Origin of the sequence: Humibacillus sp. DSM 29435, from assembly GCF_001758225.1 — a bacterium.
Taxonomy (GTDB): Bacteria; Actinomycetota; Actinomycetes; order Actinomycetales; family Dermatophilaceae; genus DSM-29435.
The window spans coordinates 220,857-240,471 of record NZ_MAST01000012.1; the positions used below are offsets into that span (position 1 = coordinate 220,857).

Genomic DNA, 19,615 nt, shown 5'->3' on the forward strand with positions numbered 1-19,615 from the left:
TCACTGGGGCGCCGACCTGCTCAGCCGGCGATCCGTTCGGCGAGATGGCGCTCGAAGGCACTGAGCGGCGCAGCGGCCTCGACTGCCAGCGCTGCGGATGTTCGAGCGGTTGGAACCAGGGGTGGTGGGTGGGAGCTGTAGGTGTGCCCGGTCGGGGTGGTGGTCAGGACGGTGGTCAGGACGGTGGTCAGGGTGGTGTGCTGAGTGCTGTCCTGGGCGGTGAGGGCGCGGGCCTGCCAGTCGGGAAGGTTCTTGGTGTGGTTGCAGCGTGCGCAGAGGCCTTGCCCGTTCGCTGCGCTCGTGGGCCCGCCGTCGGCAAAGTCTCGGATGTGGTCGAGGTGGCGGATGGGAGCACCGCACCAGGGCGTGCGGCAGGTGGCGGCGTCGCGCGCGATGAGGAACCGGCGTAGGTTGCCGTCGAAGGCGCGGCGGGTTGAGTCCATCGCGACGAGCTGCCCGGTCTTCGGGTGGGCGTACAACCGACGCAGCCAGACCTGAGCGCGTTCTGTGATCCTCTCGTTCCGCCAGGCTGCGTGGCCAGCGCCTGCGTGGCCAGCACCTGCGTCGCCAGCATCATCGTCGCCAGCACCATCGCGGGATCCCCTGGTCGGTGCGGTGCGACCGGTGGGAGGTGGCCCGGGGAACGGCCGTGGCCGTGGCCAGGTGTCATTGCCGCTGTTCGGAAAGCCGCCGAACTCGTCCTCGCCCGTGGCCGGCCCGCCGTAGGCATCGACCATCTCGGCGTCCGCGTCGCCGGGCGGGTCACTGCTGTGGCTCCCCGGGCGCGCACTCGCGGTGGCGACCGGCTGGTCGTGGTGGGGGTCGTGGTGGGGGTCGGTGTCGTGGGTGAGGAAGTCTCGAGCCCAGGCGGCGGGCACGGTGCCGTAGCCGGGGACCTGAGCCGGGGTGTCTCCGACGTCGAACAACGAATCGGGGGTGATCACCAGCTGCACCTCGACCGGTACCACGTCGGCGCGCTCCTGCCCGGTGACGCGTTCTACGAGAGTGTCGGCCATCACCTGCCCTTTGCGCCGGGGGTCACCACCCGCGCGGGCGGTGTCAGCGGACGCAGTCAGCGCCGCGTGCGCGGCCAGGGCCTGGGCCAGCGGCAGGTGCGCGGTCAAGCGACACATCGCGTCGGCGGCGTGGCGCAGCTCGACCCGACGCTCCAGGGCCGCTTTCGCGCACCGCTCCGCCGCTGCCGCGGGGTCGGCCCGGTAGGCCAGCGCCCGTACGCGCCGGGTCAGCTCCCGGTCACCGAGCGATCCCAGCCCATCACCAGCGGCTGGTTCGTCTGTGTCGCTGGCATCGGGTCGGGTGATCACGACCAGCTCGGCGTCCAGGGCTCTGCGCTGCTCGCCGCTCAGATGCGCACATTCGCGGACGATGATCTCGGCCCGGGCCTCACTCAGGCGCCCCGACGTCAATGCCGCGAACGTGTTCGGCATCTCGTGCACCAACGCGAGCGCGAGCTTCACGTGCTGGGACCCTCTGGCGGGCGACTCCCGCCGCGCCAGGGCGACCTGCCCCCCGATCCCCCGACCCAGATGCCCCCGCCGCGTCATCGACGCCCCGGGCCCCGCAGCGACATCCGAGCGTTCCGCGTCGTCTTCTGAACCCCGGCCGCGTCGATGCTCGGCCTGCACCTGTTCCTGCGAGGCCACGAACGCGGCGGTGACCGCGGCCTGCGCGGCCGCGCACGCCCCCTTGACCCGCTCCAACGCCGCAAGCTGATCGACCCGCTCGGCATCTGACAAGAAAGGGTCGACCCGCGCGAGAGTTTCGACCAGGGCCAGCAGACCCTGACTCGACACGCTCCTTGTGGATTCGATCATGTGTTCGATTGTACTCGTACCGAGGACGCAGGTCTACCCCCCCTCGACATGACCTTCCGGCGGCGCAGCTCCCTCACCGACATCCTGCATGGAACGGAGTCTGTTCGTGACTCACGACCTCAGGTCGGCCCGCTCAGGTGGTCACGTGCCTTGAGGCCAGCAGTCGATCGCGGTGGGCGGCGTAGGCGATGACCCAGCTCATCTTCAGGCGGTACATGCGGATGTCATCGCCCCACGACCAGGGACTGCTGCCGTAGTGCGCGCTCCAATGGGCATCAACCTCGTCGCGCTCCGACCCGGGCGGCACCAGCACGGCCGTGCCGTGGCTGAACAGGGCCAGCTCCTCGCCGTCGATGTGAGCCACGCTCACGGCCGGCCGGCTCTCGAGGTGGCGGGCCTTGGCCGAGTCACCGGCGGTGCTGAAGGTCCAGGTGCCGTGCAGGAAGTGCCCGTCGAGGGCGGTGATGCGCGGCTCGCCCTTTGCGGTCACCGTGGCACACGACAACACCTTCATGCCCGTCATGAGCGCGACGACCTGAGCCGCAGTGAGGGTTCTGTCGTCGTCGATGATGCTACGCAGATGGCCGGTGGCGCGCTCGTGCGAGGCGTCGAGCAGCGACTGCAGGCTCTCGATCTCGGCCGTGGTCTCCAGCATCGGTCAACGGTAGCGCCAGCAGGCATGATGACGGGGTGAAGAACCTCCGGTCGACGTCGAACCGATCGGTGCTGCTGGCCCTCCTCGCGGTTGCGGTCATCGTGCTGGCCTGGGTGGTCGTGCGGGTCGGCACCACCGGCTCGGATGCCGCGCTGCCCGGTTCCCGCCCCAACGCGACCACCCCGGTCGCGAGCTCCACCGAGACGACCGACCCGGCATCCGGGCTGGCGTGGATCTCCGAGTCAGCGCTGCCCAGCCAGGCCCGCGACACCCTCCGGCTCATCCGGGCCGGCGGCCCCTATCCCTACCCGCGCAACGACGACAAGACCTTTCGCAACAGCGAGGGCCTGCTACCGCGCCAACCGAACGGCTACTACCGGGAGTACACCGTGAAGACACCGGGATCGAGCGACCGGGGGGCTCGACGCATCATCACGGGGGCGCCCGACGAGAAGTTCTGGACCGCTGACCACTACGACTCGTTCAGCCGCATCCGGGAGGGGTCGTGACCACCTTTCTGGGTCTCGACAGCGGGCCGGACGACCACATCGACGCGCTGGCGGCTCGGGGCTACGACGTGCGGGTCGTGACCGCCGGCACCGACAAGGCCAGCGTGCTGCGCGAGTTCGCGATCGCCCTCGCCCTCCCCCGCTGGTTCGGCCACAACTGGGACGCGCTGCTCGACTCCCTGAGAGAGCTCGAGGGCAGCGACGGCCGGCCGTTGGCCCTGGTGTGGGACCACGTGCGTGGCCTGCGTGACTCCGACCGGCACACCTACGCCGACGTCATCGACATCCTCGAGCAGGTGCAGGGCGAGCGTGACGACCTGCGCGTGACGGTCATCGCGCGCTGACCGTCAGCGTCGGCCCGGCCTACAGTGCGATCCCGACCTACAGTGCGATCCCGACCTAGAGTGCGATGCCGATGTACTTCGTCTCGAGGTACTCCTCGATGCCCTCGAAGCCGCCCTCGCGCCCGACTCCCGAGCTCTTGACCCCACCGAACGGCGCCGCCGGGTTGCTGACGATGCCCTGGTTGACGCCGACCATGCCGTAGTCGAGGGCCTCGGCCACGAGCAGCGCCCGGGAGAGGTCGCGGGTGAACAGGTAGGCCACCAAGCCGTATTCCGTGTCGTTCGCGAGCCGGATCGCCTCGTCGTCGTCGGTGAAGGTCGACACCGGGGCCACCGGGCCGAAGATCTCTTCGGTCGCCATGTCGGCGTCGTGCGGCACGTCGGTGAGCACCGTGGGCGGGTAGAACCAGCCGGCGCCCTTCGGCACCTCGCCGCCGACGAGAACTTTCGCGCCCTTGCTCACGGCGTCGTCGACGAGGGCGACCACCTTGTCGCGTGACTTCTCGTCGACGAGCGGGCCGACGTCGACGCCCTTCTTGGTGCCGCGACCGACAACGAGGGCGCTCATCCGCGCTGAGAGCTTGGTGGTGAACTCCTCGGCGACCGCCTCGTGCACGTAGAAGCGGTTCGCCGCCGTGCAGGCCTCGCCCATGTTGCGCATCTTGGCGAGCATGGCTCCCTCGACGGCCTTGTCGACGTCGGCGTCGGCGAACACGAGGAACGGCGCGTTGCCGCCGAGCTCCATCGACACCCGGAGCACGCCCTGCGCGGCCTGTTCGATGAGGGTGCGCCCCACGGGCGTGGAGCCGGTGAACGTCAGCTTGCGCAGACGCGGGTCGCGGATGAGCGGCTCCATGACGTCACCGGTGTGGCTGGTCGTCACGACGTTGAGCACGCCGTCGGGCAGCCCGCACTCGCGCAGCAGCTCGGCCAGCGCCAGCATCGTCAGCGGGGTCTGGCTGGCCGGCTTGACGACCATCGTGCAGCCGGCTGCGATGGCCGGGCCGATCTTGCGGGTGCCCATCGCGAGTGGGAAGTTCCACGGGGTGATCATCAGGGTGGGGCCCACGGGCTGTTTCGTCGTGAGCAGCCGGGTGGCGCCGTTGGGGGCGATGGCGTACCGGCCGCCGATGCGCACCGCCTCCTCGGAGAACCAGCGGAAGAACTCGGCACCGTAGGTCACCTCGCCGCGGCTCTCGGCCAGCGTCTTGCCCATCTCGAGGGTCATCAGCATCGCGAACTCGTCGGCGCGGGCCGTGAGCTTCTCGAAGGCTTCGCGCAGCAGCTCTCCACGGTCGCGGGGCGCCACCTTGGCCCAGTCGGACTGGGCCGCCACAGCGGCATCCAGCGCCGCTCGCCCGTCGAGCACGCTCGCGTCGGCCACCCTGGCGAGCACCCGGCCGTTTGACGGGTCGTGCACGGCGAGGGTCTTCCCGCCGGATGCCGGCTGCCACCGTCCGCCGATGAACAACCCTGTGGGAACCGCCTCGAGCACTGTCTTCTGCGTCACCGTTGCCATGACTGCGACCCTAATGCTCGCCGGGCCCTCACACCGCCTGCCGCGAGCGACGGCTGCTCAGCACCTGTCCGACCACGACGATGGCCAGGGCCCCGAGGAACATGATCGTGCCGATCACGTTGATCTGCACCGGGGTCCCCCGTTGGGCCGCCCCCCACACGTACATGGGGAACGTGACCGAGGAGGGGCTGGCGTTGAAGTTGGTGATGATGAAGTCGTCGAACGACAGCGAGAACGCCAAGAGCGTGCCGGCCGCGATACCCGGCGCCACCAGCGGGAAGGTCACCTTCAGGAAGGCCTGCACCTCGTTGGCGTAGAGGTCGGCCGCTGCCTGTTCGAGCCGCGGGTCGAGCGAGGCCACCCGGGCCTTGACCGTCACGATGACGAACGAGAGGCAGAACATGATGTGGGCGATCAGGATCGTGGTGCGCCCGGTGGGAATGCCCATCGCGATGAACAGCGTCAACAGGCTCGAGCCCATGACGACCTCGGGGGTGGCCATCGGCAGGAAGATCAGCAGGTTGGTACCCGCTCTGGCGCGGAACCGGTAGCGGCCCAGGGCGAAAGCCACCATCGTGCCGAGCACTGCGGCCGTCAGCGACGCGATGATACCGATCTCGAGACTGAGGCCGAGCGAGTCGCACATCCCCGGGACCCCGCACACGTTGGTCCACGCATCGAACGAGAACTGGTTCCACTGGTAGTTGAAGCGCCCGGCCGGGTTGTTGAACGAGAAGGCGATCACGACGAAGTTGGGCGCCAGGATGTAGAGCATCACCAGCAGCCCGACGATGATGACGAGGTGACGACGGAGCCAGGCCATCTCAGACCAGCTCCTCGGTGCCGGCGCGACGCACGTACGTCACGACGAAGGCCACGATGAGCAGCAGCAGGATGAAGCTGAGGGCCGCCGCCGTCGGGTAGTCGAGCACACGCAGGAACTGGGCATCGATGACCTGGCCGATCATGGTGGTCTGGGTGCTGCCCAGCAGCACCGAGTTGATGTAGTCGCCCGTGGCCGGGATGAAGGTCAGCAGCGTTCCTGCTACGACCCCCGGCAGCGAGAGCGGCCAGATCACGCGCCGGAACGCCTGCACCGGAGACGCGTACAGGTCACCGGCCGCCTCCACGAGGCGCTGGTCGAGTCGTTCGAGGTTGGCGTAGAGCGGCAACACCATGAACGGCAGGAAGTTGTAGGTCAGCCCACAGATCACGGCAAAGGGCGAGAAGAGCAGCTGGTCGTTGGAGATCAGCCCGACGGCGTGCAGCACCGACTTGAAGCCGGAGAGCAGGAAGTCGGTGTGGGTGAACGCGGTGAACTGCGCGAGCAGGCCGGAGTCGCCGAGGATGGTCTGCCAGGCGAGCGTGCGAATCAGGAAGGAGGTGAAGAACGGCGCGATGACGAGCACCAGTAGGAAGTTCTTGTACCGACCCGACCGGTGGGCGATGAACCAGGCCAGCGGAAAGCCGAGGGCAAGGGTCGCGACCGTTGCGGTACCCGCGTAGATGAGCGAGCGCAGCAGCTGCGGCCAGTAGGTGCCCAGGGCGTCGGAGTAGGTCGCGAAGTTGAAGGTGAGCGTGTAGCCGTTGTCGACGTCGCCGGTCTGCAGCGACTGCGACGCGAGCGAGAGCATCGGCACCAGGAAGAACACGACGAGCCAGAGCATGCCCGGCAGCAGGAGCAGGTACGGCACGTAGGCACCGCGCCGGCGGGGACGCTTGCCCTCCCCCGGCTGAGCGGGCTGCGGTGCCAGCGGTGCTCCGGCGAGGGTGTTGACGGCCACGTCAGGCGTCCTCGCCGATATCGGCCCCCGCGTCGGCGTCCTGTGAGGCGTCGAGCGCGAAGCAGTTGGCCGGCAACCAGGCCAGCCTGACGTTCGAGCCGAGGACCGCTCGGGGCGCCCCGTCGTTCTGCTGGACGACCGTCAGCTCGCGGCCCCACGACGTGGCCACGAGGTACTGCGTGGCCACGCCGAGGAACGACACATCGGTCACCTTGCCCGACAGGGTGTTCAGGCTCTCACTCTCGCTACCGGCGACGCCGCCGATGATGCGCACCTTCTCGGGCCGGATGCCGAGCCAGATCTCGGTAGCACCCTCGGGCAGCAGGTCGGCCGGCACCGTCATCTCCGTGCCGTGCACGTTCAGCTGGGCGATGTCGTCGACGACACCCTTGACGGTGGCCGCCAGCAGGTTCGACTGGCCAAGGAAATTGGCCGCGAACGTCGACTCCGGCTTCTCGTACAGGGTGCCCGGGTCGCCGACCTGCTGCAGGCGCCCGCCGTTCATGACCGCGATGGTGTCGGCCATCGTCATGGCCTCCTCCTGGTCGTGGGTGACGTGCACGAAGGTCAGGCCCACCTCCTGCTGGATGCGCTTGAGCTCGATCTGCATCTGGCGGCGCAGCTTGAGGTCGAGGGCGCCGAGCGGCTCGTCGAGCAGCAGCACGTCGGGGCGGTTGACGACCGCCCGGGCGAGGGCGACCCGCTGCTGCATCCCGCCCGAGAGCTGGGTCGGCTTCTTGCGGGCCACCTGGGTCAGCTCGACGAGCTCGAGCGCCTCCATGGCCTTGGCCTTCCAGTCCTTGACCTTGCGCTGTCGCAGCCCGAAGGCGACGTTGTCGAGGATGTCGAGGTGCGGGAAGAGCGCGTAGTTCTGGAAGACGGTGTTGACGTTGCGCTGGTACGCCTTGGTGGAGGTGATGTCGCGCTCGCCGATGGAGATCGTGCCGGCCGTCGGCTGCTCGAGCCCGGCCACCATGCGCAGCGTGGTCGTCTTGCCGCAGCCCGAGGGCCCGAGCAGCGCGAAGAACGACCCACGGGGGATGACGAGGTCGATGTTGTCGACCGCGGTGAACGTCTCGTAGCTCTTGGTGATCTGGCGCAGGATCAGGTCGCCGGCAGACTGGTCGGCCATCAGCCGGTCACCAGCGCCTGGAACGCCTTGTTGTACTTCGTCTCCTCCGCGTTGGTCAGACCCCGGAAGACCTGGGCCCGCGCGAGCGTCTCGTCGGAGGGGAAGATCAGCTGGTTCTGGGCGACGGCGGGGTCCTGCTTCTGCAGGATCGCCTGAGCACCCTTGACCGGCGAGATGTAGTTGACGTAGGCCACGACCTGCGCCATCACCTTCGGGTCGTAGTAGTAGTTGATGAGCTCCTCGGCGTTCTTCTTGTGCTTCGCCAGAGCGGGGATCACGAAGTTGTCCGACCAGAGGGTGCACCCGGTCTGCGGAAGCGCGTAGCCGAGGTTCGGGTTGTCGGCGCGCAGCTGCACCACGTCGCCGGTCCACGCGAAGCAGGCGGCGGTGTCGCCCGAGGCCAACGGCTTCGTGTAGTCGTTGCCGGTGAAGCCCTTGATCTGGCCCGAGTCCTTGGCCTTGCTCAGCTCGGCGATGGCTGCGTCGAAGTCGGCGTCGGTGAAGCTGTCGAGCTTCTTGCCCATGGCCATCAGCACGAGCCCGACCGTGTCGCGCATCTCGGTCAGCAGCGTGATCTTGCCCTTGAGCGAAGGGTCGGTGAGCAGCTGGTCGACGGTCTCGACCTTCTTGCCACCAGTGGCCTTGGGGTTCCAGGCGATGCCCGCGAACCCGCTCTGCCACGGCAGTGAGTAGAGGCGGCCCGGGTCGAACGTGACGTCACGCAGCGAGTCCACGAGGTTCACGTTGTTCGGGATGTTGGCGAGGTCGAGCTTCTGCACGTAGCCGTTGCGGACCAGCCGCGCGACCATCCAGTCGGTAGAGCACCACACGTCGCGCCCGGTGTCGCTGCCGGCTTCGAGCAGCGGCCTCACCTTCGCGTAGAACTCGTCGTTGTCGTTGTAGTCCTCGGTGTAGTTGACCTTGATCCCGGTCTGTTTCGTGAACGCGGCCAGCGTCGGACGTGCCTGCGTCTTGTCGTTGACGTCGATGTAGGCGGGCCAGTTCGACCAGTTGACGACCTTCTCGCTGGCCGACAGGTCCTGAGCGGCCGCGGCTGTCTTGGCGCCGGCACCGGTCGCCCCCGGCGAAGAGGGGTTCTTGCCCGCGGAGCCGCAGGCCGCCAGGAAGGCCACTGCGCCCAACCCGGCCGCCCCCGCCAGCGCCGAACGCCGTGAGATGGCCGCCCGGGCGAAGGAGGCCCGCAGGGCCAGCTCTCCGGGGTCGACGTTGCGCTGGTCGGGATGTTCGTTCATTCGAATCTCCAGTGTTCTGTGAGGTCTTCGGAAAATCAGGACTCGATGTTCGCCATGACGTGTTTGATGCGGGTGTAGTCCTCGAAGCCGTACATCGAGAGGTCCTTGCCATAACCGCTGTGCTTGAAACCACCGTGCGGCATCTCGGCGACGAGCGGAATATGGGTGTTGATCCACACGCAGCCGAAGTCGAGCTTCTTGCTCATGCGCATCGCGCGGCCGAAGTCCCTGGTCCAGACGCTGGAGGCGAGGCCGTACTGCACACCGTTGGCCCAGGCGAGCGCCTCGGCCTCGTCGGTGAAGCGTTGCACCGTGATCACAGGCCCGAAGATCTCACTCTGGATCTGCTCATCGCTCTGGCGCAGACCGGCGAGCACCGTTGGCTCGAAATAGAACCCGTCGCCGAGAGACCCGACTCGGGAGCCACCGGTGACGATGCGCGCGTGGTCAGGCAGTCGGTCGATCATGCCCGACACGTGGGCGACCTGGTGACGGTTGTTGACCGGCCCGAACAGCGCGTCGTCGTCGTCGGGCCGCCCCACCTTGGCCTGCGAGGAGGCGTACTCAGCCAGGGCAGCGACGAAGTCGTCATGGATGCCGGGCCCGGCCAGTACGCGTGTGGCGGCGGTGCAGTCCTGTCCGGCGTTGAAGTAGCCGGCGATTGCGATGCCTTCGACGGCGGCCTCGATGTCGGCGTCGTCGAACACGATGACGGGCGCCTTGCCGCCGAGCTCGAGGTGCACGCGCTTGACGTCACGGGACGCCGACTCGGCCACCTGCATCCCCGCCCGCACCGAGCCGGTGATGGCGACCATCGCGGGAGTCGGGTGCTCGACGAGCAGGCGACCCGTCTCGCGGTCGCCGGTCACGACGTTGAAAGTGCCCTCCGGGAGGAACTCCGACGCGATCTCGGCGAGCAGCAGGGTCGTCTCGGGGGTGGTATCGGCGGGTTTCAGCACGACGGAGTTGCCGGCCGCGAGAGCCGGTCCGATCTTCCAGACGGCCATCATCATCGGGTAGTTCCAGGGGGTCACCTGACCGATGACACCGATCGGCTCACGACGGATCCAGGAGGTGTGCCCGGCCAGATACTCTCCCGAGGCGCGGCCCTCCAGCACGCGCGCTGCACCTGCGAAGAAGCGCAGCTGGTCGACCATCGGCGGAATCTCCTCGCTCGCCGTGAGGGCGTGCGGCTTTCCGGTGTTCTCTGCCTCGAGCGTGACGAACTCGGCGGCGCGCTTCTCGATGGCGTCGGCGAACTTCAGCAGCGCCTGCTGGCGCTCACTGGGGGTGGTCTCACCCCAGGTCTCGAAGCCGCGGCTGGCGGCGGCATAGGCGGCGTCGACATCCGCGGACGAGCTGACCGGCGCCTTGGCCACGACCCCGGCGGTGGCCGGGTTGACGATGTCGCTCATCGCATCGGTCTCCGGATCGACATAACGTCCACCGATGAAGTTGCGCAGCTGGCGAGCCTCGGAGGTCATGCCCGAATGCTAGACACCCAACAGTCGGATCCGGAAGGCTTTCGGGATAACTACTTCGGAATCAGTGGCTGCTGGGGTTGCCAAGTACCGGTTCCACAGGACACGATACGGAATGTGTCGATCAACCGGGCAACGGCGGTGCCACAGCGGGCGGCTACCAAGCGACCCTCGGTCACCCTCGACGACACCTCGAAGCGCATCATCGAGCTGCTGCAGCAGGACGGTCGAAAGTCGTACGCGTCCATGGCGATCGAGGTCGGCCTCTCGGAGGCGGCGGTTCGCCAGCGCGTGCAACGGCTGCTCGACGCCGACGTGATGCAGATCGTGGCGGTGACCGACCCGCTTCAGGTCGGCTTCCAACGTCAGGCCATGGTCGGTCTTCGGGTGGGCGGCGACGTCACGCCTGTGGCTGCGGCCTTGACCGCCATGACCGAGGTGTCCTACGCCGTCACCACCGCCGGCAGCTTCGACCTGCTGGTCGAGGTGGTGTGCGAAGACGACGACCACCTGCTCGAGCTCGTCACACAGCGCATCCGCTCGATCGAGAACGTCACGGCCACCGAGACGTTCGTCTACCTGAAACTCAACAAACAGCTCTACAACTGGGGAACACGATGACAACCACGACCCAAGCGGTCTCGCAGAACACCACCGAACCGACCCGCACGCCCACCGGCGCACTGCACACCGACGCGGCCCGAGACCACCTGTGGATGCACTTCACGCGTCACTCGGTGTACGAGAGCAAGGATGCCGGAGGGCTTGGTCAGTCGGTGCCGATCATCACCCGCGGCAAGGGCTGGAAGATCTGGGACGACAAGGGCAACGAGTACATCGACGGGCTCAGCGGACTGTTCGTGGTGCAGGTCGGCCACGGCCGCGAGGAGCTGGCCGAGGCAGCCGCCAAGCAGGCCAAGGAGCTCGCCTTCTTCCCGCTCTGGAGCTACGCCCACCCGAAGGCGATCGAGCTCGCCGAGCGACTGGCCGCTCACGCGCCCGGCGACCTCAACCGGGTCTTCTTCACGACCGGTGGAGGTGAGGCGGTCGAGTCCGCGTGGAAGCTGGCGAAGCAGTACTTCAAGCTGACCGGCAAGCCCACCAAGCACAAGGTCATCTCTCGTGCCGTCGCGTATCACGGCACCCCGCAGGGCGCCCTGTCGATCACCGGCATCCCTGAGGCCAAGGCCATGTTCGAGCCCCTCGTGCCCGGCGCGCACAAGGTGCCGAACACGAACATGTACCGCGCGCCCGACCACCTGCGTGACGACGAGAAGGCCTTCGGCCGCTGGGCCGCCGACCGCATCGCGGAGGCCATCGAGTTCGAGGGCGCCGACACCGTGGCCGCAGTCTTCCTCGAGCCGGTGCAGAACTCGGGCGGTTGCTTCCCGCCGCCGGCCGGCTACTTCGACCGGGTGCGCGAGATCTGCGACGAGTACGACGTGCTGCTCGTCGCCGACGAGACGATCACCTCGTTCGGACGCATCGGCTCGATGTTCGCGTGCGAGGACTTCGGTTTCGTACCCGACATGATCACCTGTGCCAAGGGCATGACGAGTGGCTACTCCCCCATCGGCGCGATGATCGCCAGCGACCGCCTCTTCGAGCCCTTCAAGAAGGGCACGACCTCGTTCCTGCACGGCTACACCTTCGGGGGCCATCCCGTGTCGGCTGCCGTGGCGATGGCCAACCTCGACATCTTCGAGCGCGAGGGGCTCAACCAGCGCGTCAAGGAGAACGCTCCCGCGTTCCGGGCCACACTGGAGCGGCTGCTCGACCTGCCGCTCGTGGGTGACGTGCGCGGCGCCGGCTACTTCTACGGCATCGAGCTGGTCAAGGACAAGGAGACCCGCGAGACCTTCAACGAGGCCGAGTCCGAGCGGCTCCTGCGGGGCTTCTTGTCCAAGGCCCTGTTCGAGGCCGGCATCTACTGCCGCGCCGACGACCGCGGCGACCCGGTGGTGCAGCTCGCTCCCCCCCTGACCATGGGCCAGGAGCAGTTCGACGACATCGAGTCACGGCTGCGCTCGGTGCTCATTGAGGCCGAGAACCACCTCTAGGGAACGCCCCGCCCAGCCAGCTGAACGCAGCGTTCGTTCTTGAGCTCACTGTCACAACACGGTGTTCGAGAACGAACGCTGCGTTCGTTCCGGTGGGTCGGGCTGGTCACGACTCCAAACGAGGCGTGACCGGCAGGATGGTGCCATGGAGATCGAGTCGCTCGAGGCGCTGTCTGACCATCTCGACCGCCGGGCGCCGCTGCGGGGGCTGCGGCTCCAGCGCCTCGACCTGACGGGGTGGGCCGGTCGCTTCGCTGAGTGCGACGACGTGACCGGGCTCGTCGTGCTCGGCGGGGTGGTGCCCCCCGACGTGAGCCGTGTGCTGCAGGGGCGCGGAGCGGTCGTCTTCCCCGGCCTGGCCGATGCCCCGGTGGACCCGTGGCGGGGCCTCTACGGTCCCGAAGACCTCTACGCCGGGCTCGAGCACGGGTATGCCGCCACGCCCGATGCCCGGGCCTACGCGTGGTTCCTCGACTCCACCTCGCGCACCGACGCGTACGCCACCCTGGTGCGGGCGATCCACGACGACTCGGTCACCGATGAGCTCGACGAGTTCGTGGAGGGGCGCAACGTCGTCGGGGTGATGGGCGGACACGCGTTGCATCGGGGCTCGGCTGCGTACGCCGGTGCTGCTCGACTGGGGCACGCCCTTGCCGAGGCGGGCCATCTCGTGGCTACCGGTGGGGGCCCGGGAGCCATGGAGGCCGCCAACCTCGGCGCGCTCTGCACCGATGCGGCCACACTGGCCGCCGCGCTGGGCCGGCTGGCTCCGGGACCGTCGTTCCGCGACGACCTCACGGGCTGGGCCCGCCTGGCGCTGGAGGTGAGGCGCGATCTGCTGCATCTTTCGACGGGGCGCCGGAGCGACGAGCTCGCCGCCACCGCGAGGTCACTCGGCATCCCCACGTGGTTCTACGGCCACGAGCCGCCCAACGTCTTCTGCGACGTCATCGCCAAGTACTTCTCCAACGCGATCCGTGAAGACGGGCTGCTCGCCCGCTCCACCGGTGGCATCGTGGTGCTGCCCGGAGCGGCCGGAACGGTACAGGAGGTCTTCCAGGCCGCCACCCCCCTCTACTACGCGACGGGCGACGCGCCGCTGGCCCCTCTCGTGCTGGTCGACGAGCAGCACTGGACCGACGTCGTGCCCGTCTGGCCGGCGCTCCAGGCCCTGGCCGCCGGACGACCGATGGAGGGGGCGCTCCACCTCGTCGAGGGGGTCGACGAGGTGGCGCCGCTCATCACCGGTCTGGCGACCTGAGCACCGGGGCCAGGGCCTCGAGCACGGCGACATCCTCGATGGTGGCGGGCACGACCGGCGCCACCCCGTCGGCGATCTCACGCATCGTCTTGCGCAGGATCTTGCCCGACCGCGTCTTCGGCAGGCCGGCGACGATGTCGACCTGTTGCAGGGCGGCGACCGGCCCGACCTCCGCCCGAACCCGCGCCACCAGCTCTCGACGGATGCGCTCGCCGTCGAGGTCGGCGTCGACGCCCGACTTGAGCACCACCAGCGCGCGTGGCACCTGACCCTTGAGGTCGTCGTGCACCCCGATCACCGCGCACTCGGCCACGGCCTCGTGACCCGCGAGAGCCGCCTCGAGCGAGCCGGTCGAGAGGCGGTGCCCGGCCACGTTGAGCACATCGTCGGTGCGGCCCATGACGAACAGGTAGCCGTCGGCGTCGATGTAGCCGCCGTCGCCGGTGAGGTAGTAGCCGGGGTAGGCCGCCAGGTAGCTCGAGACGTAGCGGTCGTCGTCGTTCCACAGCGTCGGCAGCGTGCCCGGAGGCATCGGCAGGCGCAGACAGATCGCCCCCTCGACACCGGGCTCGACCTGCTCGCCCATGCCGTCGAGCACCCGAACGTCGTAGCCCGCCACCGCCACCGCTGCCGAGCCCGGCTTGATCGGCAGCAGCCCGACTCCACTGGGGTTCATGGCGATCGGCCAGCCGGTCTCGGTCTGCCACCAGTTGTCGACCACCGGCACGCCCAGCGCGGCCGTGGCCCACTCGTAGGTGTCAGGGTCGAGCCGCTCCCCCGCCAGGAACAGGGTGCGCAGGCTGGAGATGTCGTGCTCGCCGAGCAGCTTCGCCTCCGGGTCGATCTTCTTGATCGCCCGGAAGGCGGTGGGCGCGGTGAACAGCGCCACCGCGTCGTAGTCGTCGACGACGCGCCAGAAGGCACCGGCATCCGGTGTGCCGACCGGTTTGCCCTCGTAGAGCACCGTGGTGGCCCCCGTCAGCAACGGGCCGTAGACGATGTAGGAGTGGCCGACCACCCAGCCCACGTCGCTCGCCGTGAACATGGTCTCGCCCGGCCGCACGTCGTAGAGGTGCTCCATCGACCAGCGCAACGCCACCGCGTAGCCCCCGCAGTCACGGTAGATGCCCTTGGGCCGGCCCGTCGTGCCTGAGGTGTAGAGGATGTAGAGCGGGTCGGTGGCCGCGACCGCGACCGGATCGGCGCCCTCGAGCGCCGCCGGGCTCGACTCGAAGTCAGCCCAGTCGAGATCGCGTTCGCCCATCTCGGCGGCGAGCTGGGCGCGCTGCAGGATGACGCAGTGCTGGGGTGGGTGCTCGGAACGGCGGATCGCCTCGTCGAGGAACGGCTTGTAGGGCACGACCCGCGAGGGCTCGACGCCACACGAGGCCGACAGCACGACCTTCGGCTGCGCGTCGTCGATGCGGGCGGCCAGCTCGGCGGGAGCGAAGCCTCCGAAGACGACCGAGTGGATGGCGCCGATCCGCGCGCAGGCGAGCATCCCGACGACGGCCTCGGGCACCATCGGCAGGTAGATGACCACCCGGTCACCCTTCGTCACGCCGAGGCCCCGCAGCCCGCCGGCCACCGCGGTCACCCGGGCCAGCAGGTCGGCGTACGTGATGGTCTCGCGAACGCCCGTCACCGGGGAGTCGTAGTGGATGGCGGCCTGGTCGCCTCGCCCGGCGGCCACGTGCCGGTCGACCGCGTTGGCGCAGACGTTCAGCTCGCCGCCGGTGAACCACCGATAGAAGGGCGGGCGGTCGTTGTCGAGCACTCGCCCGGGCGGGGTGATCCAGTCGATCGCCGTCGCCGCCTGCCCCCAGAACGCCTCGGGGTCGTGCAGGCTCAGCTCGTAGGCCGATCGGTTAGCTGCCCGGGCGTCATCGCTCATGGCCCCTACTCTGCACCACCCCTGCCACGACAGGGCAGGACAGGGTCAGGCGGTGGCGGCGGCCAGCTGGCCGCAGGCGCCGTCGATGTCCTGTCCCCGCGTGTCACGCACGGTCGTCGGGATGCCGTGGGCCCGCAGGCGCTCGACGAAGTTCTGCTCGACACCGGGACGCGAGGCGGTCCACTTCGAGCCGGGGGTCGGGTTGAGCGGGATCGGGTTGACGTGCACCCAGCCCTGGCCGCGGGCGTTGAGCTTCTCGCCCAGCAGGTCGGCCCGCCAGCCCTGGTCGTTGATGTCGCGGATGAGGGCGTACTCGATCGACACCCGCCGGCCCGTCGCCTCGAAGTAGCGGTGGGCGGCGTCGATGGCCTCGTCGACCGACCACCGGGTGTTGATCGGCACCAGCTCGTTGCGCAGCTCGTCGTCAGGCGCGTGCAACGACAGCGCCAGCGTCACCGGGATGCCCTCGGCCGTCAGCTTGTCCATGCCGGGCACCAACCCGACCGTCGACATGGTGATGCCGCGAGCCGAGAGTCCGAGCCCGTCGGGCGCCGGATCGGTGAGCCGCCGGATGGCCCCGATCGCCGCCTTGTAGTTGGCCAGAGCTTCGCCCATGCCCATGAACACGACGTTGCTCACGCGCAGCGGCGCCTCGCGATCGGCCGCGTCGGAGTCTGCGTCGCCCCCCGCGAGGTCACCACGGCGAAGGGCCCGGGCCGCCCAGACGACCTGCTCGACGATCTCGCCGGCTGACATGTTGCGCGTGAGCCCCGCCTGCCCGGTGGCGCAGAACGGGCAGTTCATGCCGCAGCCGGCCTGGCTGGAGATGCAGATCGTCACCCGCTTGGGATAGCGCATCAGCACCGACTCGACGATGGCGCCGTCGTGCAGGCGCCACGCGTACTTCATCGTCTGACCGTCGTCGGCGACGCGCTGCACGATCGGCGTCAACAACGTGGGGAGCAGGTCGGCCACCAGCTCGGAGCGCACGGCCTTGGGCAGGTCGGTCATCTCGTCGGGGTCATCCACCAGGCGCTCGAAGTAGTGCGCCGACAGCTGCTTGGCCCGAAACCCCTTGTGACCGAGCGACTCGACCGCCTGTTTGCGCTCGACCGGGCTGAGGTCGGCCAGATGGCGTGGGGGCTTGCCCCGCCGCGGAGCCAGGAAGGTCAGCTGGCCGGGCCGGGGGGCGGCCACCGTGGGCTCGGGCAGCGGCACGGGGCCGGGCGCCGTGCCGGCGGCAGGGCCGGCAGGCTCATCAAGAACAGCAGGCTCATCAAGAACAGCAGTGTCAGCAGGGTCAGCGGGGGCGGGAATCTCAGTCATGGCGCCTCCATTGTCGCAGGAGTCGAGACGCAGACCGGCATCGCGGCGACAACGGCCTCAGCCGGAGGTGGGGGCCAGCAGGGTCAGCACGGCCCAGACGATCGGCGCCACGACGATCATCGAGTCGAGCCGGTCCATGATGCCGCCGTGCCCGGGAAGGATGTTCGACATGTCCTTGATGCCGAGGTCGCGCTTGATCAACGACTCCATCAGGTCGCCGACCGTGGCGGCGGCGGCCACCCCCACCCCGAGCGCCGCACCGATCCACCAGGCGTCCTCGAGGAAGAAGTGCACACAGAGGGCGCCGCCGACGACGCACAGCAGTACCGACCCGCCGAAGCCCTCCCACGACTTCTTGGGGCTGATCGACGGCGCCATCGGGTGCTTGCCGAGCAGCACCCCAGCGGCGTAGCCACCGACGTCGCTGCAGACCGTGATGATCAAGAAGGTGAAGACGCGGGCCACGCCGTCGTCAGGCGTCATCAACATCACGGCGAAGCCGGCCAGCAAGGGCGGGTAGGTCGAGATGAACACGCCGCCGAGCACGTCACGGCCGGCGCCCTCGAGGCCCCCGACGCTGCGCCACAGGAGACTGGCCGCGCAGGTCAGGCCCCACGCCACCGTGAGCGCCGCCGGGCCGTGTACGAACGCCGCCCAGAGCATGACGACCGAGCCGACGACGGGCGGCACGAGCGGCGCCTCAACCCCCTGGTGCCGCAGGGCGGCCCGGATCTCCCAGATGCCGATGGCGATCGCCGCCATGATCACGACGACGAAGAGCTCCTTGCGGATCAACAGCGTCGAGATGATCAGCAGGCCCAGGCCGAACCCGACCGCCAGCGCAGCCTTGAGGTCGCGGCCGGCCCGCGAGGGCTTGGCCGCCAGCACCTGCTCGGGCGGGATGCCCGCCACGTCGTCGAGCGCGGGGTCGTAGTCGACGGGCTCAGCGGCATCCAGGATGCCGTGGTGCTCACTCGAGGCGGGGTCAGGCGCGGGCGCTTGCGGTGACGACGACGAGCCGACCGTTGGGTCAGCGTCGGGAGAACCGCTGGAGGGGGCCGTCATCGTGGGTCGAGCAGCGCGGAGGTCACACCTCGAGCAGCTCGGTCTCCTTCGCCTTGACGAGGGAGTCGATGAGGTCGGTGTGCTTCTTCGTCAGGCCGTCGAGCTCCTTCTCGGCCCGGTTGCCGTCGTCCTCGCCGACGTCGCCGTCCTTGACGAGCTTGTCGATGTCGGTCTTGGCCTTACGACGGATGTTGCGGACGGCAACCCGGCCCTCCTCCGCCTTCTGGCTGGCGAGCTTGGTGTACTCGCGGCGGCGCTCCTCGGTGAGCTCGGGCAGCACGCAGCGGATCTGGTGGCCGTCGCTGCTGGGGTTGACGCCGAGGTCGGAGTCACGGATCGACTTCTCGATCTCTCTCATCGCCGACTTGTCGAAGGGGATGACCAGGATGGTGCGCGGCTCAGGGTTCTGGAACGACGCGAGCTGCTGCAAGGGCGTCGGGGCCCCGTAGTACTCGACGGTCAGCTTGTTGAACAGGCCCGGGTTGGCTCGACCGGTGCGGATGCCCGCGAAGTCCTCCTTGAGCACCTCGACGGCCTTGTCCATCTTCTCCTCGGCCTCGAACATGGTCTCGTCGATCATCGCTACGGCTTCCTTCGTCCTGTCGGTGGTGCGTTGCTGGTCTGCAGTTTCGGTGCAGTGTCGGTGCGGTGTGAGTGCGGGTCGGTCAGGCGCTGGTGACCAGCGTGCCGATCTTCTCACCGAGCAGGGCCCGAGTGATGTTTCCCGCGCCCTCCATGCCGAAGACGATCATCGGCAGCTTGTTCTCCATGCAGAGGCTGAACGCAGCCGCGTCGACGACCCGAAGACCGGCGGCGAGGGCATCGGCGAACGTCACCGTCTCGAGCTTCTTCGCGTCGGGGTTGACCTTCGGGTCGGAGTCGTAGACGCCGTCGACGCCGTTCTTGGCGATCAGCACGGCATCGCACTTGATCTCGAGGGCCCGTTGGGCCGAGACCGTGTCGGTGGAGAAGTAGGGCATACCGGCCCCGGCACCGAAGATGACGACGCGGTTCTTCTCGAGGTGACGGATCGCCCGACGCGGGATGTAGGGCTCGGCGACCTGCTGCATCGCGATCGCCGACTGCACCCGCGTCTCGATGCCCTCCTTCTCGAGGAAGTCCTGCAGCGCGAGGCAGTTCATCACCGTTCCCAGCATGCCCATGTAGTCGGCCCGGGTGCGGTCCATACCGCGCTGCTGCAGCTCGGCTCCACGGAAGAAGTTGCCGCCACCGATGACCACGGCCACCTGAACCCCGCCGCGAACGGCATCCGCGATCTGCTGGGCGATGCCCGAGACGACGGCCGGGTCGAGCCCGATCTTGCCCCCGCCGAACACCTCACCCGACAGCTTGAGGAGAACTCGGTCGAAGCCGTTGGAATGGGCGTCAGTCATGACGGGGTGCCTCCTGGTGGGCTGCAGCCTGAGCGGTCGCCCGATCCTGCCACATCCGCTTCCGGGTCGCCGCATCGATCCCGGCGCTCGGGCACCTTCGGCA

18 protein-coding genes are annotated in these 19,615 nt (G+C 68.7%); 5 read left to right on the top strand and 13 right to left on the bottom strand.

Going from position 1 to position 19,615, the window contains the following annotated elements:
* Positions 1-20 precede the first annotated feature (20 nt).
* Both BA895_RS24440 and BA895_RS10185 read right to left on the bottom strand, forming a co-directional pair.
* A complete protein-coding gene (locus BA895_RS24440; protein WP_139142597.1) occupies positions 21-1,835 on the bottom strand; it encodes an HNH endonuclease in 1,815 nt (604 codons plus the stop codon).
* Between the two features lie 133 nt (positions 1,836-1,968).
* Positions 1,969-2,490 carry a pyridoxamine 5'-phosphate oxidase family protein gene (locus BA895_RS10185; protein ID WP_070191766.1) on the bottom strand — a complete coding sequence of 174 codons (522 nt, stop codon included), beginning with the start codon at positions 2,488-2,490 and terminating at the stop codon, positions 1,969-1,971.
* Between the two features lie 35 nt (positions 2,491-2,525).
* Here BA895_RS10185 and BA895_RS10190 point away from each other — a divergent pair, with 35 nt between their 5' ends.
* A complete protein-coding gene (locus BA895_RS10190) occupies positions 2,526-2,999 on the top strand; it encodes a ribonuclease domain-containing protein (protein ID WP_070191767.1) in 474 nt (157 codons plus the stop codon).
* On the top strand, positions 2,996-3,343 hold the full coding sequence (locus BA895_RS10195; RefSeq protein WP_070191768.1) for a barstar family protein: 348 nt from the start codon (positions 2,996-2,998) through the stop codon (positions 3,341-3,343). The genes BA895_RS10190 and BA895_RS10195 overlap by 4 nt, the downstream gene beginning before the upstream one ends.
* Positions 3,344-3,398: 55 nt before the next feature.
* Here the strand turns inward: BA895_RS10195 and BA895_RS10200 are convergent, their stop codons facing one another.
* Genes BA895_RS10200 through BA895_RS10225 form a run of 6 tightly spaced genes read right to left on the bottom strand, consistent with a single transcriptional unit; the run spans position 3,399 to position 10,515 of the window.
* Positions 3,399-4,862, bottom strand: a complete 1,464-nt coding sequence (locus BA895_RS10200; protein WP_070191769.1) for an NAD-dependent succinate-semialdehyde dehydrogenase — start codon at positions 4,860-4,862, stop codon at positions 3,399-3,401.
* Positions 4,863-4,890: 28 nt separating this feature from the next.
* Positions 4,891-5,685: an ABC transporter permease gene (locus BA895_RS10205; RefSeq protein WP_070191770.1), complete on the bottom strand. Its 795-nt coding sequence runs from the start codon at positions 5,683-5,685 to the stop codon at positions 4,891-4,893.
* 1 nt (position 5,686) lies between these two features.
* Complete coding sequence (locus BA895_RS10210; protein ID WP_070191771.1) at positions 5,687-6,646, bottom strand: ABC transporter permease; 960 nt, start codon at positions 6,644-6,646, stop codon at positions 5,687-5,689.
* 1 nt (position 6,647) lies between these two features.
* Positions 6,648-7,778 (bottom strand): ABC transporter ATP-binding protein, encoded by a 1,131-nt coding sequence (locus tag BA895_RS10215; protein WP_070191772.1) that lies wholly within the window; start codon positions 7,776-7,778, stop codon positions 6,648-6,650.
* On the bottom strand, positions 7,778-9,031 hold the full coding sequence (locus BA895_RS10220) for a spermidine/putrescine ABC transporter substrate-binding protein (RefSeq protein WP_070191773.1): 1,254 nt from the start codon (positions 9,029-9,031) through the stop codon (positions 7,778-7,780). Before BA895_RS10220 ends, BA895_RS10215 begins: the two co-directional genes overlap by 1 nt.
* A 35-nt stretch (positions 9,032-9,066) precedes the next feature.
* Entirely contained in the window at positions 9,067-10,515 is a 1,449-nt protein-coding gene (locus BA895_RS10225) for a gamma-aminobutyraldehyde dehydrogenase (RefSeq protein WP_070191774.1), read from the bottom strand.
* Positions 10,516-10,635: 120 nt separating this feature from the next.
* Here BA895_RS10225 and BA895_RS10230 point away from each other — a divergent pair, with 120 nt between their 5' ends.
* The 3 genes from BA895_RS10230 to BA895_RS10240 all read left to right on the top strand — a co-directional run bounded on the left by BA895_RS10230 (position 10,636) and on the right by BA895_RS10240 (position 13,833).
* On the top strand, positions 10,636-11,133 hold the full coding sequence (locus BA895_RS10230; protein ID WP_254666434.1) for an Lrp/AsnC family transcriptional regulator: 498 nt from the start codon (positions 10,636-10,638) through the stop codon (positions 11,131-11,133).
* Positions 11,130-12,572 (top strand): aspartate aminotransferase family protein, encoded by a 1,443-nt coding sequence (locus BA895_RS10235; RefSeq protein WP_070191775.1) that lies wholly within the window; start codon positions 11,130-11,132, stop codon positions 12,570-12,572. Before BA895_RS10230 ends, BA895_RS10235 begins: the two co-directional genes overlap by 4 nt.
* A gap of 145 nt (positions 12,573-12,717) precedes the next feature.
* Positions 12,718-13,833, top strand: a complete 1,116-nt coding sequence (locus BA895_RS10240) for an LOG family protein (protein WP_070191776.1) — start codon at positions 12,718-12,720, stop codon at positions 13,831-13,833.
* Here BA895_RS10240 and BA895_RS10245 read toward each other — a convergent pair.
* From BA895_RS10245 to pyrH, 5 genes are all read right to left on the bottom strand, one after another.
* Positions 13,814-15,727: an AMP-binding protein gene (locus BA895_RS10245; RefSeq protein WP_070191777.1), complete on the bottom strand. Its 1,914-nt coding sequence runs from the start codon at positions 15,725-15,727 to the stop codon at positions 13,814-13,816. The two genes, BA895_RS10240 and BA895_RS10245, sit on opposite strands and share 20 nt — an antisense overlap.
* A 45-nt stretch (positions 15,728-15,772) precedes the next feature.
* Positions 15,773-17,053 carry a 23S rRNA (adenine(2503)-C(2))-methyltransferase RlmN gene (rlmN, locus tag BA895_RS10250; protein ID WP_083283191.1) on the bottom strand — a complete coding sequence of 427 codons (1,281 nt, stop codon included), beginning with the start codon at positions 17,051-17,053 and terminating at the stop codon, positions 15,773-15,775.
* 57 nt (positions 17,054-17,110) lie between these two features.
* Positions 17,111-18,118 carry a phosphatidate cytidylyltransferase gene (locus BA895_RS10255; RefSeq protein ID WP_083283192.1) on the bottom strand — a complete coding sequence of 336 codons (1,008 nt, stop codon included), beginning with the start codon at positions 18,116-18,118 and terminating at the stop codon, positions 17,111-17,113.
* A gap of 22 nt (positions 18,119-18,140) precedes the next feature.
* Positions 18,141-18,698 (bottom strand): ribosome recycling factor, encoded by a 558-nt coding sequence (frr, locus tag BA895_RS10260; protein ID WP_070191779.1) that lies wholly within the window; start codon positions 18,696-18,698, stop codon positions 18,141-18,143.
* A gap of 85 nt (positions 18,699-18,783) precedes the next feature.
* Positions 18,784-19,512: a UMP kinase gene (gene pyrH / locus BA895_RS10265; RefSeq protein WP_070191780.1), complete on the bottom strand. Its 729-nt coding sequence runs from the start codon at positions 19,510-19,512 to the stop codon at positions 18,784-18,786.
* Positions 19,513-19,615 lie beyond the last annotated feature (103 nt).